14 protein-coding genes are annotated in these 14,697 nt (G+C 73.4%); all 14 read right to left on the bottom strand.

The annotated features are described in order from the left end of the window. Positions 1-33: 33 nt before the first annotated feature. The gene (locus tag ABZ340_RS24820; protein WP_358784021.1) at positions 34-1,062 is read right to left on the bottom strand and encodes a glycoside hydrolase family 6 protein; all 1,029 of its coding nucleotides are present in this window, start codon (positions 1,060-1,062) and stop codon (positions 34-36) included. A gap of 188 nt (positions 1,063-1,250) precedes the next feature. Continuing rightward, entirely contained in the window at positions 1,251-1,919 is a 669-nt protein-coding gene (locus tag ABZ340_RS24815) for a class F sortase (protein WP_358784020.1), read from the bottom strand. A gap of 3 nt (positions 1,920-1,922) precedes the next feature. Next, positions 1,923-2,492, bottom strand: coding sequence for a hypothetical protein (locus ABZ340_RS24810; RefSeq protein WP_358784019.1), 570 nt, complete (start codon positions 2,490-2,492; stop codon positions 1,923-1,925). A gap of 171 nt (positions 2,493-2,663) precedes the next feature. Beyond that, positions 2,664-3,443, bottom strand: coding sequence for an HAD-IIA family hydrolase (locus ABZ340_RS24805; protein WP_358784018.1), 780 nt, complete (start codon positions 3,441-3,443; stop codon positions 2,664-2,666). Positions 3,444-3,520: 77 nt separating this feature from the next. Continuing rightward, positions 3,521-5,083, bottom strand: a complete 1,563-nt coding sequence (locus ABZ340_RS24800) for an alkaline phosphatase family protein (protein ID WP_358784017.1) — start codon at positions 5,081-5,083, stop codon at positions 3,521-3,523. Between the two features lie 208 nt (positions 5,084-5,291). Then, positions 5,292-6,344, bottom strand: coding sequence for a 2-aminoethylphosphonate ABC transporter substrate-binding protein (locus ABZ340_RS24795; protein ID WP_358784016.1), 1,053 nt, complete (start codon positions 6,342-6,344; stop codon positions 5,292-5,294). A gap of 184 nt (positions 6,345-6,528) precedes the next feature. After that, entirely contained in the window at positions 6,529-7,326 is a 798-nt protein-coding gene (locus ABZ340_RS24790) for an ABC transporter permease subunit (RefSeq protein WP_358784015.1), read from the bottom strand. After that, entirely contained in the window at positions 7,313-8,176 is an 864-nt protein-coding gene (locus ABZ340_RS24785; RefSeq protein WP_358784014.1) for a 2-aminoethylphosphonate ABC transporter permease subunit, read from the bottom strand. The genes ABZ340_RS24790 and ABZ340_RS24785 overlap by 14 nt, the downstream gene beginning before the upstream one ends. Next, a complete protein-coding gene (locus ABZ340_RS24780) occupies positions 8,169-9,362 on the bottom strand; it encodes an ABC transporter ATP-binding protein (RefSeq protein WP_358784013.1) in 1,194 nt (397 codons plus the stop codon). The genes ABZ340_RS24785 and ABZ340_RS24780 overlap by 8 nt, the downstream gene beginning before the upstream one ends. After that, positions 9,362-10,060, bottom strand: a complete 699-nt coding sequence (locus tag ABZ340_RS24775) for a phosphonatase-like hydrolase (protein ID WP_358784012.1) — start codon at positions 10,058-10,060, stop codon at positions 9,362-9,364. Before ABZ340_RS24775 ends, ABZ340_RS24780 begins: the two co-directional genes overlap by 1 nt. A gap of 8 nt (positions 10,061-10,068) precedes the next feature. After that, positions 10,069-11,193: a TIGR03364 family FAD-dependent oxidoreductase gene (locus ABZ340_RS24770; RefSeq protein ID WP_358784011.1), complete on the bottom strand. Its 1,125-nt coding sequence runs from the start codon at positions 11,191-11,193 to the stop codon at positions 10,069-10,071. A 141-nt stretch (positions 11,194-11,334) separates the two neighbouring features. Continuing rightward, entirely contained in the window at positions 11,335-12,090 is a 756-nt protein-coding gene (locus ABZ340_RS24765; protein ID WP_358784010.1) for a GntR family transcriptional regulator, read from the bottom strand. 256 nt (positions 12,091-12,346) lie between these two features. After that, positions 12,347-13,315, bottom strand: a complete 969-nt coding sequence (locus ABZ340_RS24760; protein WP_358784009.1) for a hypothetical protein — start codon at positions 13,313-13,315, stop codon at positions 12,347-12,349. 148 nt (positions 13,316-13,463) lie between these two features. Then, positions 13,464-14,687 (bottom strand): ROK family transcriptional regulator, encoded by a 1,224-nt coding sequence (locus tag ABZ340_RS24755; RefSeq protein WP_358784008.1) that lies wholly within the window; start codon positions 14,685-14,687, stop codon positions 13,464-13,466. Positions 14,688-14,697: the final 10 nt, after the last annotated feature.

The following is a 14,697-nucleotide window of genomic DNA, read 5'->3' as shown; positions in this document are numbered from 1 at the left end:
GGGCGCCCCCGGTCGTGTGCGGGACGGCAGGTGCTAGCGGCCGGCCCGGGCCAGTTTCAGCGCGTACTCCTCCCACCACTGCCCGGCCTTGGGGCCGCCCTTGCACTCGCCGTCCGACTCGCCCGGGCGCTTGATCCACAGGTAGGCGTCGACCAGCGGGTCGGCCGTCTTCGTCGTCGGTGTCTCGCCCAGCGCGCGGCCCGGCGGGTTGCACCAGCGCTCGCCCGGGTCTCCCTCGGTGTAGGGGCCGTTGCCGTTGCGGCTGGTGTCGATGACGAAGTGCTTGCCGCCCACCTTGGCGGAGAGCTCCTTGCCGTAGGCGATGGAGTCCTCGGTGGTGTAGAAGTTCGAGACGTTGACCGAGAAGCCGTCGGCCTGGTCGATGCCCGCCCGCTTCAGCGGCTCGAAGATCTGGCCGGGCTCGCCCCAGCCGGCGTTGCCGGCGTCGAGGTAGACCTTCGTGTTCTCCAGCGCCGTCAGCTTGGCGACGGCGCCCTTGAGGAGGTCGTAGCGCTCCTCGTGGAACTCCTGGGGCGTGCAGCCGTCCACCAGGTGCAGCACGGCGTCCGGTTCCAGGATCACCGTGGCGGAGCGGTCGCCGATGCCCCGGGCCACCCCGTCGATCCAGGCACGGTAGGTGTCGCCGTCGGCGGCGCCGCCCTGCGAGTACTGGCCGCAGTCGCGGTGCGGGATGTTGTAGAGGACGAGCAGCGCGGTGCGGCCCGCCTTCTCGGCGGCCTCGGTCAGGCCGCGCACCTGCCGCTCCGGGTCGTCCGGGGTGACCCACTCGGCGACCGGGTACTCGGCGATCCGGCGGATCAGCCGGGCCTCCTCCTTCTTGCCGGCCTTCTCCAGGGCCGCGACCTGCCGGGCCGCGGTGCCGTCGGGGTTGACCCAGAACGGGTCGGCCTCCTTGGGCTGCTGGGTGATCCGGGCCCCCCGGTCCTCGCCCTCCTCCCCTCCCCCGGAGGAAGAACAGCCCGCGATCAGCAGTGCCGCCCCCAGCACCATCGCGGACAGCCGCGCCGCGGCCGACGGTCCGGCCCCCCTGCTGCCGTACATCCAACCCCCCCTTGGGTGTACCGTTCCAAGTCTCAATCCTGACATACGCCGTGGGTGCCCACGAGGTTCCAGGGCTTCCGGTCCCCCCGGCGGGTGGGCGGTTCCCGCGGTTCGTGCGGTGGTTCGTGCGGTGGTTCATGCGACGGTTCGTGCGGTTCCCGCGGTTCACCGGCCGGTCCCGGTCAGGTTCACCGGCCGGTCCCGGTCAGGTACGCGGAGACGACCACGTTCGCCGTGTAGGCGCCCGCCGTCCGGTCGAAGGTGCCGCCGCAGGTGATCAGCCGCAGTTCGGCCCGTCCCGAGGCGCGCGGCCCGTAGGCCTGATGGGCGTCGAAGCGGTCGCGGGCGAGGACCTGGACGTCGTCGACGGTGAACTCGGCGACCTCGCGGTCGGCCCGGAGCACCCGGATCGTGTCACCGGGCTTCAGCGTGCTCACCTTGTAGAAGACGGCGGGCCGGGTGTCGGTGTCGACGTGTCCCACCATCAGCGCGGTGCCGGCCGCGCCGGGCGTCGCGCCGGCGGCGTACCAGCCGACGGAGCCCGCCTGGCCGAAGGGCGGCGGGTCGAGGGCGCCCCGGGCGTCGAGGCCGCGGGCCACCACCGGCGCCTGGATGCCGAGGCCGGGGATGTCCAGGCGTTGCGGGAGCGCCGTGCCGAGCGGCCGGTGCGGCGGCGGCAGGGTCACGTCGGGCGGGCGGCCGGCCGCCGCCATGTCGCCGGTGGCCGGCCCGAGGGCGCGGTCTTCCGGTCCGTCGGTGGTGGCCCGGCCCCACAGCCACAGCCCGAGCAGCAGCACCGCCCAGGCGACGCCGGTCACCAGCCGGCCGGTGCCGCGGGAGGATTCCTGACCGGACACCGGTCACTCCGTTCCGGAGCGCCGGCGGGCACCGCGCAGGGCGACGGCCACCGCGGCGGCCCCCGCGAGGAGCAGGCCGGTCACGGTGTGCGCCGTGCCGGGGCCGGTCGTGCGGCCGTCGTCGTCGGTGGCGGTGGTGAGGCGGGCGGTGCCGCCGCCGCCCGCGTCGACGGGGGCGACGGGTGAGGCGGGGGCGGCGGGGCGGGCCGACGGGGGTGTCCGTCCGGCCACGGTCAGGGTGCCCGTCCGCCGGTCGGCGCCGCAGTGGACCTTCACCTCGTGCGCCCCGGCCGTGGCCGTGGAGCGGACGCGACCGGAGCCGACGAGGGTGCCGTCCGTGCTCACCAGGGCGAGCCGTACGTCCGAGACGAAGGCGGCGGAGGTGGCGACGGCCGCCTTCCCGGCGCAGTCGGCGGCGCGGAGCGTGATGTCGGTGCCGGGGGCGGGGGTGGCCGGGGACACCGAGACTCCGCCTCCGTCCCCCGCGTCTGCCGCATCCGCCGCGTGTGCCGCCGGGGTGAGCAGTGCGGCGAGTGCGGCTCCGGCGCAGAGAGTGACGCTGAGTGAACCCATCGTGTACCTCCCGTTGTCCGGAGACTCCCCCGTCGGCCCCGTTCCCGCATCCGGGGCGGGGCGGGGTTGCTCCGAACGGGTGGTGGCGGGGGGTGGCACGTTTCAGGTTCGACAGGTCTCGCCAGATCCCACCAAAATCGGCCAAAACCGGTCAGGTGCGACCGGTCCGGGTCAGATCCGGTCGACGAGGTCCGCGATGGAGTCCACGACCTGGGACGGCCGGTAGGGGAAGTCCTCGATCTGCGCGGGGCCGGTCAGGCCGGTGAGGACCAGGAACGTCTGCATCCCGGCCTCGATGCCCGCCAGGACGTCGGTGTCCATGCGGTCGCCGATCATCGCGCTGGTCTCGGAGTGGGCGCCGATGGCGTTGAGGCCGGTGCGCATCATCAGCGGGTTGGGCTTGCCCGCGAAGTACGGCTTCTTGCCGGTCGCCTTGGTGATCAGTGCGGCCACCGCGCCGGTCGCGGGGAGCGGGCCCTCGGTGGAGGGGCCGGTCTCGTCGGGGTTGGTGCAGATGAAGCGGGCGCCGCCGTTGATGAGCCGGACCGCCTTGGTCATGGCCTCGAAGGAGTAGGTGCGGGTCTCGCCGAGGACGACGTAGTCGGGGTCGTGGTCGGTGAGGACGTACCCGATGTCGTGCAGGGCGGTGGTCAGGCCCGCCTCGCCGATGACGTACGCCGAGCCGCCGGGCCGCTGGTCGTCGAGGAACTTGGCGGTGGCCAGCGCCGAGGTCCAGATCGACTCGATCGGCACGTCCAGGCCCATGCGGCGCAGCCGGGCGTGCAGGTCGCGCGGGGTGTACATGGAGTTGTTGGTCAGGACCAGGAAGGGCTTGCCGGACTCCCGCAGCTTCTTGAGGAAGGCGTCGGCTCCGGGGATCGGCACTCCCTCGTGGATGAGGACGCCGTCCATGTCGGTGAGCCACGATTCGATGGGCTTGCGGTCTGCCATGTGCTGCGAACTCCTGGCGTGCGTACGGACAAGGACAGGGGCGCCGGGACCACGGCGTACCGACGCCCCCAGCCTAGTCAGGAGAGCACGGCGACCTTGATCCCGTCGATCGCCCAGTACCAGTTGTTCGCCCCGGTGTACCGGAAACGGAAGCTCACGTTCGAAGCTCCGGCGGGGACGGGGACGGTCAGCGACTGGGGCTGCGAGACGACGTCGGAGGTGTAGCTCTTGACGACGGTGGGCGTACCGCCGTTGAAGGAGGCGAGGACCTGGGCGGTCTGGCTGCCCTCCTGCCGGTAGTGGGTGGTGAAGTCCAGCCGGACCGCCGACGCGCCGGTGACGGCGTACGCCGGGGTCACCAGGGTCGAGTCGTACGTGCCGGAGAAGGACTTGTCGGCCCACTCGTCGGAGTCGGCGACTGCGAACACGCCGCGCGAGCGGACGTTCAGCTCCCGGGACTGGTCGCGCTGGGCGCGGGACCAGAACTCGTCGGTGGTGAACGCCCAGCCGCGCCACTCGGTGATCCCGCCGGTGCCCATGGCGTTGCCGATCACCGACCAGCCGCTGGGCGGGGTGTGGGTGAAGCCGAGGACGGAGGCCGGGATGCCGGTCTCGTCGACGCGGGGCGCCAGGGAGCCGTACAGCGTGTCGAACGGGTCGGCGGAGCGCTCCTGGATCGGCTTGCCGTCCAGGCCCCACGCCGGGTCGACGGGGATGCCGAGCTGCTTCAGGACGGTGGGGACGACGTCGACGAGCCGGGTGTCGATCGGGCGGGCGCCGGCGGCGATGCCGGGGCCGGTGGCGAGGACGAAGGTGCGGCGCTCCTCGATCGCGGACCCGCCGTGGCCGCCCGCGTCCAGGTGGCCGTGGTCGGTGGTGACGATGACGGTCCAGCGCTCGGTGGCGTAGGTGGGCCGGGCCTGGATGGCGGCGCGCAGGCGGCCGACGTAGGCGTCCTGCGTCGCGATCACGTTCAGGTACGCCTGACTGGCCGCGCCCTGGTTGTGGCCGACGATGTCGGACTGGCCGAAGTAGACGAACAGCACGTCCGGGTTCTGGTCGCGCAGGACGGCCTCGGCCTCGGCGGCGATGGTGGCGTCGTGCGCGGCGTAACCGTCGGCGTCGCCGTCCAGGACCAGCTTGGCGTCGGCGCCGGGGGTGACGGTGCCCTGGGTGTCCAGGGCCTTCCAGTCGACGGCGGCGTACGTGGACAGTCCGGGCCGCACCTGGGCCAGGCGGGCCAGCAGGCCCGGGTACTGGTCGTAGTTCTTGCCCGTGAAGCTGTTGTCCTTGACGCCGTGCTTGTCGGGCCAGACGCCGGTGGAGATGGTGGACCAGCCGGGCCCGGAGGAGGTGGCGGCCATCGGGTTGGCGTACAGCAGGGAGGTGCCGTACGTCCCTTCGCGCATCATGGCCTTCAGGTGCGGCGCGTTCGCCGCGTCGATGCGGTCGTGGCGCAGGCCGTCCATGCCGATGACCAGGACCTTGTCCTTGCTGATGCCGTTCGGCAGGGTGGGCGCGGCGTACGCCGGGGCGGCGCCGACCGCGGGGACCATGCCGAGGGCGGCGGTGGCGGCCGTGACGGTCGTGACGGTCGTGGCGGAGAGGACGGTACGGCGGGTGAGGTGACGGGACGACACGTGATACTCCGGTGGCGTAGGGGTATGCGGTGGTCGTGCTGGGGCGGTGCGGTGGTGCGGTGGTCGTGCTGGGGTGGCGCGGTGGTCGTGCTGAGGTGGCGCGGTGGTCGTGCTGAGGTGGCGCGGTACCGGTGCTGGGGTGGTGCGGGTGGTCGTGCTGGGGTGATGCGGTGGCCGCGCTGGGCGGTGCGGGTGGTCCGGAAGGGTCTCAGCTGCCGGTGGCCGACTTCCAGGCCTCGATGTGGGACGAGAGGTTCTTGTCGATGGCGGCCCAGTCGGGTTCGAAGACCTCCACACCGTCCATCAGCTTGGCGAGCGCGATCGCGTTGGCGTCGGTGCCCTTGACGTCCCGGCGGGCCGCGAAGCCGCCGCCGATCTCGCTGACCTGCGCCTGTGCCTTCTGTCCGAGCAGGTAGTCCAGGAGCTTCCTGCCGTTCTCGCCGTGCGGTGCCTTGGTGACCAGGCCGGCCGCGTACGGCAGGGCGAAGGTGGTGGGCTTGCCGCCCTCGCGGGCCGGGAACCAGATGCCGAGGTTCGGCATGGTCTTGGACTGGGCGTAGTTCATCTGGACGTCGCCGTTGGCGACGAGCAGTTCGCCCTTGTCGACCTTGGGGGCGAGCTTGCCGGTGGACGCGGACGGGCCGACGTTGTTGGCCTGGAGCTTCTTGAGGTACTCCATGGCCTGCTTCTCGCCGCCGAAGTCGTGCATGGCCTTGATGAGGACGGCGGTGCCGTCGCCGGCGACGCCCGGGGTGGAGTACTGGAGCTTGTTCTCGTACTTCCCGTCGAGCAGTTCCTCCCAGGTGGTGGGGGGCTGCTTGAGCTCCTTCTTGTTGTAGATGAACCCGAAGTAGTTGTTGACGACGGCGGTCCAGGTGCCGTTCGCGGCCTTGTCGGCGCCGTCGACCTGGTCGGCGCCCTTCGGGGTGTACTTCTGCAGCAGGCCCTTGCCGTCGGCCTGCTGGATGAACGGCGGGAGGGTGACGAGGACGTCGGCCTGCGGGTTGGCCTTCTCGCGGGCGGCGCGCTGCACCATCTCGCCGGAGCCGCCTTCGACGTACTCGACCTTGATGCCGGTCTCCTTCTCGAAGTCCTTGAAGACCTGGTCGTACCAGCCGTCGCCGTTCTCGCCCTTGAGGCCGTCGGCGCTGTAGACGGTGACGACCTTCTCGTCGGAGGCGGCGGAGTTGCCGCCGCAGGCGGTGAGGGGGAGGGCGAGGACGCAGAGGGCGGCGAGCGGCTTGAGGGCGTTTCTGGGCATGGCGAGGTGAACTCCTGGGAGGGGAGGGGTGTTGTCGGTGGCTCGTCGTGGTCGGCGGTACGCCGCGATCGGCGGTGTGCCGCGGCGCGGTACGTCGTGGTCGCGGTACGCCGTGGTCAGCGGTACGCCGTGGTCAGCGGTACGCCGTGGTCAGCGGTACGCCGTGGTCAGCGGTACGCCGTGGTCAGCGGTACGAGGCTCTGGTGCGGATGCGGGAGACCGCGAGCAGCACCAGCAGGGTCGCTGCCATCAGGACCACGGCGACGGCGGAGCCGGTGAACAGGGCGCCGCGGTCGGTGGCCGCGTAGATGAGGACCGGCAGCGGGGTCCAGTCAGGCGGATACAGCATCATCGTGGCGCTCAGCTCGCCCATCGACAGGGCGAAGCACAGGCCGGCCGCGGCGGTCAGGGACGGCAGCAGCAGCGGCAGCTTCACGCGCCACAGGACGTGGGCGGGACTGGCACCGAGGGACGCGGCGGCCTGTTCGTAGGCCGGGTCCAGGCGGGCCAGCGCCGCGGACACCGACTGGTGGGCGAAGGCGGTGACCAGCACCGCGTGGGCGGTGATCACGATCCAGCGGGTGCCGTTGAGCAGGAACGGCGGCTGGGAGAAGGCGACCAGGATCGCCAGGCCCACGACGACGGAGGGCACGGCGACCGGCAGCACGAACAGGGCGTCCATCACCTTGCGGTACCGCTTCTTCAGCGCGGCGGCGGCGAGCGCGGCCCAGGTGCCGGCGGCCAGCGCGAGCAGGCTGGCGGTGAGGGCGGTGACCAGGCTGGTGGTGAGCGCCTGGAGGGCCTCGCCGCGGGTGGCGGCCTGATAGTGGGCGGTGGTGAAACCGGAGGGCAGGACGCTGGACCAGTGGGTGGCGAAGGAGGCGCCGAGGACGACGAGGAGGGGAAGGGCGAACAGGGGCAGGAAGAGGACGAGGAAGACCGCCCACACGGCCCACCTCGCGCTGCGGCTATGCACCAGCACGGCGGCTCACCACCCGGTACAGGCCGTACAGGCCCACGGAGATCAGGACGTTGACGACGGCGACGACACAGGCGCCCGGGTAGTCGGACTCCAGGATCGCCTTGCCGTAGACGAGCATCGGCAGGGTCGTGACGCCCTTGGCGCCGGTGAAGAGGACGATGCCGAACTCGTTGAGGCACAGGACCAGGACGAGGCTGCCGCCGGCGGCGAGCGCGGGCAGCGCCTCGGGCAGGATGATCTGCCGGATGATGCGGGGCGCGCGGGCGCCGAGCGAACTGGCCGCCTCCAGCTGGGCGGTGTCCAGCTGGGAGAACGCGGCGAGCAGCGGGCGCATCACGAACGGCGTGAAGTACGTGATCTCGGCGAGCAGGACGCCCCAGGGCGTGGTGAGGAACCGGAAGGGCCCCTCGGCGGCCCCGGTGACGTCCGTCCACAGGCCGTTGGCCATGCCGACCGATCCGTAGATGAACAGCAGGGCCAGCGTGATCAGGAAGGACGGGAAGGAGAGGAAGACGTCGATGAACCGGGACACCGCCCGCGCCCCCGGGAACGGCACGAACGCGATGACCAGCGCGAGGACGAACCCGAGGACCAGGCAGCCGGCGGTCGATCCCGCCGCCAGCCACACGGTGGTCCACAGCGCCTCCCGGAACGCCTCGGAGGCGAACACGTCGGCGTACGGCTGGACGGAGGTGCCGCCGGTGTCGGGCTGGAAGGACTGCCGGACGACCAGGGCGAGGGGGTAGAGGAAGGCGAGGGCGAGGAGGGCGACCGGGGGCAGGGCCCACACCCACGCCGGGACCGTCGCCCGCTTGCTCTGGGCGGGGAGACCGAGGGTCGCGCTAGCCATGGCTGACCGCCTTGGCGGGCTTGGCGGCCGGCTCGGTGGATTCCCCGGCGGCCTTGGCGGGCTTGGCGGGCTTGTCGGGCTTGGCGGCCGGGCCGGTGGGTTCCCCAGTCGGGCCGGTGGGCTCCCCGGTCATTTCGGCGGACAGCAGGACCGCGTCCTCGGGGGCAAAGTGCAGGGTCACCGTCTCGCCGAGAGCGGGAGGGTTCCGCAGTTCGCGCAGGTCGGCCATGATCTTGTGGCCGGCGATGTCCACGTACAGCCGGTGGGTGGCGCCGCGCCACTGGATCTCGGCGACCGTGCCGGTGAGCCGGTTGGGTCCGTCGCCGAGCCCGATGAGGTGCGGCCGGACGCACAGGGTGGCCCGCGCGCCGGGCGCGGCGCCCGCGGTGCCGACGGTCAGCCCGGTGCCGCCGAAGGTCACTTTCCCGGTGTCACCGACCGTCACCGGCAGCAGGTTGGCGTTGCCGACGAAGGACGCGGTGAACGCGTCGGCCGGGGCCCGGTACAGCTCCTGCGGGGTGCCGCAGGACCGGAGGCGGGCCTTGTCCATCACCGCGATCCGGTCGGCGAGGGTGAGCGCCTCGAGCTGGTCGTGGGTGACGTACAGGATCGACACGTCGGGCAGTTCGCGGTGGAGGCGGGCCAGTTCGGCGAGCATCCCGGAGCGCAGCTGCGCGTCGAGCGCGGACAGCGGCTCGTCCAGGAGGAGGACGCCGGGGCGGATGGCGAGGGCGCGGGCGATGGCGACGCGCTGCTGCTGGCCGCCGGACAGCTCGCGCGGGTGGCGGCGGGCGTAGGCGGCCATGCCGGTCATCTCCAGCGCCTCGGCGACGCGCGTGCGGATCTCGGACTTGTCCGCCTTGCGGGCCTTGAGCCCGAACGCCACGTTGTCCTCGACCCGCAGGTGCGGGAAGAGGGCGTACTGCTGGACGACCATGCCGATGCCGCGCCGGTGCGGCGGCAGGTCGGTGACGTCCCGGTCGCCGAGGTAGACCCGCCCCGAGGCGGGCCGGACGAACCCGGCGACCGCCCGCAGCGCGGTGGTCTTGCCGGATCCGGACGGCCCGAGCAGCGCCATGACCTCGCCGGGGGCGACGGTCAGGTCGAGGGCGTCGAGGACGACGTTGCCGCCGTAGGCGACGGTGACCGCGTCGAAGCGGATGCCGCCGGCCGTGCTGGTGGCCATCAGCCGGCTCCCTGGAGGAGGGCGGGCAGGTCCGCGACGGAGTCGAGGACGTGGGTGGCGCCCGCCGCGCGGAAGGCGTCGTCCCCGTGCGCCCCGGTGCGCACGCCGGCGACCAGGCCGGCCCCGGCGCGCACTCCGCTGAGCACGTCGTAGGAGGTGTCGCCGACGACGGCGACCTGCGCCACGCTCTCGGCGGCCTTGGTGCGCAGGAACGCCTCCAGCACCATGTCGGGGTACGGCCGTCCGCGCCCGCCCGCGTCGGCGGGGCACAGCGTGAGCGGCACCAGGCCCTGCCAGCCGAGGGCGCCGAGGATGGCGTCCTGCGTGACGCGGGCGAACCCGGTGGTCAGGACGACGGTCCGGCCCTGGGCGGTCAGTTCCTCGATGGTCTCGCGGGCGCCGGGGACGGGGGCGATCAGGCCGCCGTCGACGAGTTCGCCGTACGCCTTCTCGAAGGCGGCGTTGGCGCGCTGGGCGCGGTCCTCGTCGCCGAACAGGTGCCGGAAGACGGAGATCTTGGACTCGCCCATGGTGGCGCGGACGTAGGCGAGCTTCTCGGCGTGGTCGTCGGTGCCGGGCTCGACGCCCAGTTCGCGGGCGGCGGTGTCGAAGGCGCGCTCGACGAGGCCGCCGTCGGCGACGGTGGTGCCGGCCATGTCGAGGACGACGAGGCGGATGTCGGTCGTGGTCGTGGTCATGGAGGTGGTCACCAGCCCAGTTCGTTCGCGGTGGTCTCGGCTATCGCGGGCGAGCAGGTCATGCCGCGCCCGCCGGGCCCGGTGACCAGCCACACGCCGTCGCGTACCTGCTGCCGGTGCACGACCCGGCTCGGGTCGGTGCACTGGGCGTACACCCCGGCCCAGCGGCGCCGGATCTTCGGCAGGGGGCGGCCGAGGAGGGACTCGACGACGCCGGTGAGGTGCTCGTAGGGGTCTTCGAGGGTGTCGAAGGCGAAGGGGTGCTCGTACTCGTGGGTGTCGCCGATGGTCAGGCCGCCGTCGGCGCGCTGCACCATGAGCAGCTGCATCTTGTGCTCCGCGGCCGTGGCCGGCTGCGGCTGCCGCGCGTTGAGCTCGTCCAGGGCGGGCGAGCGGTAGGCGGGGTAGTAGCGGAAGCTGTCGGCGTCGGCGACCGAGGTGGTCAGCGGCTCGCCGAGCGGGTCGGTCTGCATCATCTGGAGGCGGACACGGCGCACCGGCAGGTCCGGTCCGGCCAGTTCGCGGACGAGGCCGCCGAGCCAGGCGCCGGTGCACAGGACGACGACGTCGCCGGTGTGGACGTCGCCGTGGTCGTCGCGGACGGCGTTCTCGCCGACGACGTCGCGGACCTCGCGGCCGGGCAGGAAGGTGTAGTGCGGGGACTTCAGCAGCTCGGCGCGGAGGGCGCGCTGGGCGGTGCGCGGCTCGACGGCCGCGTCCCGCTCGCAGTACAGGGCGGCGTCGAACGCGCCGCGCAGGGCGGGGTTCAGGGCGCGGGCCTCGTCGGCGGTGAGCAGCTTGTAGCCGCGGGCGGCGGCGTCCGGGCGGGCCACGGCGGCCTCGGCGACGGCCCGTTCGAGGTCGCCGCGGACGGGGGTGAGGGAGCCGTTGGGGCGGAAGCCGAGGGCCGGGACCCGGCCGCCGATCTCCTCCCACAGCTCCCGGGCCCGCAGCGCGGTCTCCAGCTCCTCGCCGCCTGCCCGGCCGCTCACCCAGATCTGGCCGAAATTGCGCAGTGACGCGCCCCGTGCCTCCGTCTCGCGTTCGATCTGTACGACCTCGTGGCCGCGTTCCACTGCGTGCCAGGCGTGCAGGGTGCCCACCACGCCGGCTCCGACGACTATCACTCTCACGTCCGTCACACTCCTCGCTGCCGGGGAACCGGAAGGGTCCGGCTGACAACGAGAGCGTGAACTGAGCATCACGTTTGGGCTAGACCCGTTATCTTTTTGTGATCTTCGGGGGTGGGTGAAAAGGGCCGGCGGGGGTGGTTTTCAGCCGCCGAGGTGGGTGGTGAACGAGAAGCGGTCGCCCCGGTAGAGCGTGCGCACGCGCTCCAGCGGACGGCCCTCGGTGTCCCGGGAGACGCGGTGGATGAGCAGCATCGGCAGGGCGGGCGGGGTGCCGATGAGGAGGGCTTCGCGCGGCGTGGCGAGGACGGTCTCGATCCGCTCGTCGGCGTCGCCGAAGGCGATGCCCTGGCCGTTCAGATAGCCGTAGAAGGAGGAGTCGGGGTCGAAGTCCCGGTCCAGGTACGGCACCCGGGCCACGGCCACGTACGTGCTCTCCAGGCCGACCCGCTCGTCGTCGGCGAGCAGCACGCGCTCCAGATGCCAGACGGGCTCGCCGCGTCTGAGGCCGGTCTCGGCGGCGAGCGCGTCGGGGCACGGGAAACGGTCGAGCGTGACGAGCGTACGGCCGGGGGTACGGCCCTGACGCCGGACGCCCTCGGTGTAGCTGGCCAGCGACAGCGGCTGCTCCAGCTTGGGGCCGGCGACCACCGTGCCGCGTCCCTGCCGCCGCAGTTTGCCCTCCAGCACCAGCTCGCGCAGGGCCTGCCGGACGGTCTCGCGGGCGACGCCGTACCGCTCGGCGAGGTCGCGTTCGGTGGGGATGAGGCCGCCCTCCCCCAGCTCGCCGACGAGCCGGTCGATGCGTGCCTTCACGGCGTAGTACTTCGGGACGCGGCCGTGCTCGGGGATGCCGGAGCGGACGGGGGCGCCGGGGGCCTGGTCGTTCGGGTAGTCCACGCAGGGATGGTCGCAGACGGGGGTTACCGGGGCCGGGGTGGTCGGTGAGGTGAGGTGAGGGGGCGGGGGTGGGGGTGGGGGTGGGCTGAGGAAGGGGGCGAGGGGGTGAGCGGAGGAAGGAGGGTCGAGGAGGGAGAGTCGTGGAGGGGGAGCCGAGGTGGGGAGCCGAGGTGGGAGACGAGGAGGGGGCCGCGCCCTGGGGCGGGGTCGTCACCGGCGTCCGCGGGGTTCCGTCAACGGCGTCCGCGGGGTTCCGTCAACGGCGTCTGCGGGCCAGCAGGACGGCCGTGGCACCCGCGGCGACGAGCAGGGCGGTGGTCGTCAGCGCCGGGAGGACCCGGCCGAGCCCGGTACCGGCGAGCTGGTCGACGAAGGGGAACCGGCCGTCGGGGGCGGTGGGGGTGAGGCTGGGAGTGAGGTTGGGGGTGAGGGCGGGCACGGACTGTTCGGCGGATGGCCCGGCGGACGGCCCGGTGGATAGCCCGGTGGATGGCCCGGCAGTCGATCCGGCGGACGGTGTGGCAGAGGGGTGGCCGGATCGTCCGGCGGGCGGTTCGCCGGGCCGTCCGGCGGACTCGATGCGGAAGCGGTAGTCGTTCGACTGGCCGACCCAGTCGCCGTCGTCCTCCCGGCGCTGCACGATCGCGGCGTTGGCGGTGACCTCGTCGGGTACGGCGCCCGGGACGACCGTCAGGCGCACCGTCACCGTGAGGGTGCTGCCGGGCCCGACGGTGAAGCCGGGGAAGCCGTCACCGTCGGCGGCGAACGCGCCGATCAGTTCGTCCGCGTCGGTCGCCGCGAGGCGGACGGGGTGGAAGCGGGTGCCGTCGTGGAACTCCAGGCGGAGCCGCGCCGGGTCCAAGGACCGTCCCTCGTCGACGAGGACGACGACGGGGTGGATGCCGGAGCAGGTGCGGGTGGTGGTGTTGGTGAGGTCCAGGTACCAGGTGCCGTGGCCGCCACCGGCCCCGTAGACGGCGGGACCGCCGTGGATGCGGGTGGCGAGGGGGAAGTCCCGGTCACCGGGGGTGGCACAGGCGGGGGCGGGGGCGGGGGCGGGGTCTGGAGCCAGGGCTGGGGCTGAGGCTGGGAGGTCGGTGCGGGTGCCGGTGAGGGCGGGGGCAGGGGCGTGCGCGGGGGCGCTCTGGGTGGCGTGCGCCGGGGCAGGCGCCGTCGCGGTCGCGGTCGTGATCGTGACCGTGGTGAGGAGGGCGGCTGCCGCCATCAGGCAGGGGGACACGGGCGTACACAGTCGCATGAGCACATAAGCGTCCCGGAGGCCCCGGCCGGCGGGAACCGCCATTCGGGGCGACCGCCCCCAACGATCCCGTGCGTCCACCCGACCGGCGGAGTCGTCAGGCGTCTCCCCGCCGTCAGGCGTCCCCCCGTCCGAACAAGGGCGCGAGCAGCAGCTGAGCCGCGCCTTCCGCGACCCCGCGCGCCCCGCCGGGCGCGATCCGTACCGGTACGGCGCCCGCGCGCCCTCCCTCGCGCCGGGCGCGCGCGTCGAGGACGGCGCCGACCCCGCGGACGAACGCCTCGGGCGCGGCGGCGACGGTCCGGCCGCCGAGCAGGACCAGGTCGATGTCGAGCAGCCCGGCGAGGTTGGCGGCGCCCGCGCCGAGCACCCGGGCCGCCTCGTCGAGGTCGCCGCGGGCGACGGCGCCCAGGCACAGGGCCTCGACGCAGCCCCGGCCGCCACACGTGCAGGGCGGGCCGTCCAGCTGCACGACCTGGTGCCCGAACTCGCCGGCCCCGGTCCGGGCCCCCCGGTGCACGCTCCCGCCGATCACGAGCCCGGCCCCCAGCCCCGTACCCAGGTGCAGGTAGGCGAAGGAACCGCCCGAACCGCCCTCGCCGCCGACCGCGAGGCCGAGCGCGGCGGCGTTGGTGTCCTTGTCGACGACGACCGGCATCCCGAGCCGCCGCGCCAGCGCGTCCCGCAGCGGGAAGCCGTCCCACTCGGGGAATCCGGTGACCCGGTGCAGTACCCCGCGCGCGTGGTCGAGCGGGCCGGGGAGCGCGACGCCGAGCCCGAGGAGAGAGGAGGGCCAGGGAAAGGAAGGGGAGCCGGGAGGGGAAGAGGAGTCGGAAGGGGAGCCGGGAGAGAAGAGAGGGTCGGGAGGGAAGGAGGAACCGGAGGCGCCCGGCCGCAGTGCCTCCGCCGCCAGCCCTTCCGCCTCCCGGGCCACCGCCGCGACCACGGCGTCCGCCCCGGCCCCGAGGTCCAGCGGTGCCCGCCGCTCCCCCACCACGGCGCCGTCGAGGTCGACCAGGACCGCGCGCAGCTCGTCCCGGTCCAGATGGACGCCGAGGGCGTGCCCCGCCTCCGGGACCAGCCGCAGCACGGTACGCGGCTTGCCGCCCGTGGATGCACGGCGCCCGGCCTCGGCGGCGAGGCCCTCCTGCCGCAGCCGTGCGGTGATCTTGCTGACCGCCTGGGGGGTGAGCCCGGTCCGCTCGGCGAGTTCCAGGCGGCTGATGCCCTCCGGTCCGGCGGTGCGCAGCAGGTCGAGCACGAGGGCGGTGTTGTGGCTGCGCAGCGCGAGCAGATTGACGCCGGCCGCCCCGCGCCGCACGCCGGACACCGCACCCACCGCGTCCCCC

Source organism: Streptomyces sp. NPDC006134, assembly GCF_040628835.1.
Lineage (GTDB): Bacteria > Actinomycetota > Actinomycetes > Streptomycetales > Streptomycetaceae > Streptomyces.
Note: the sequence above shows the minus strand (reverse complement) of the source record. Positions and strands in the feature narration are given on the sequence as shown.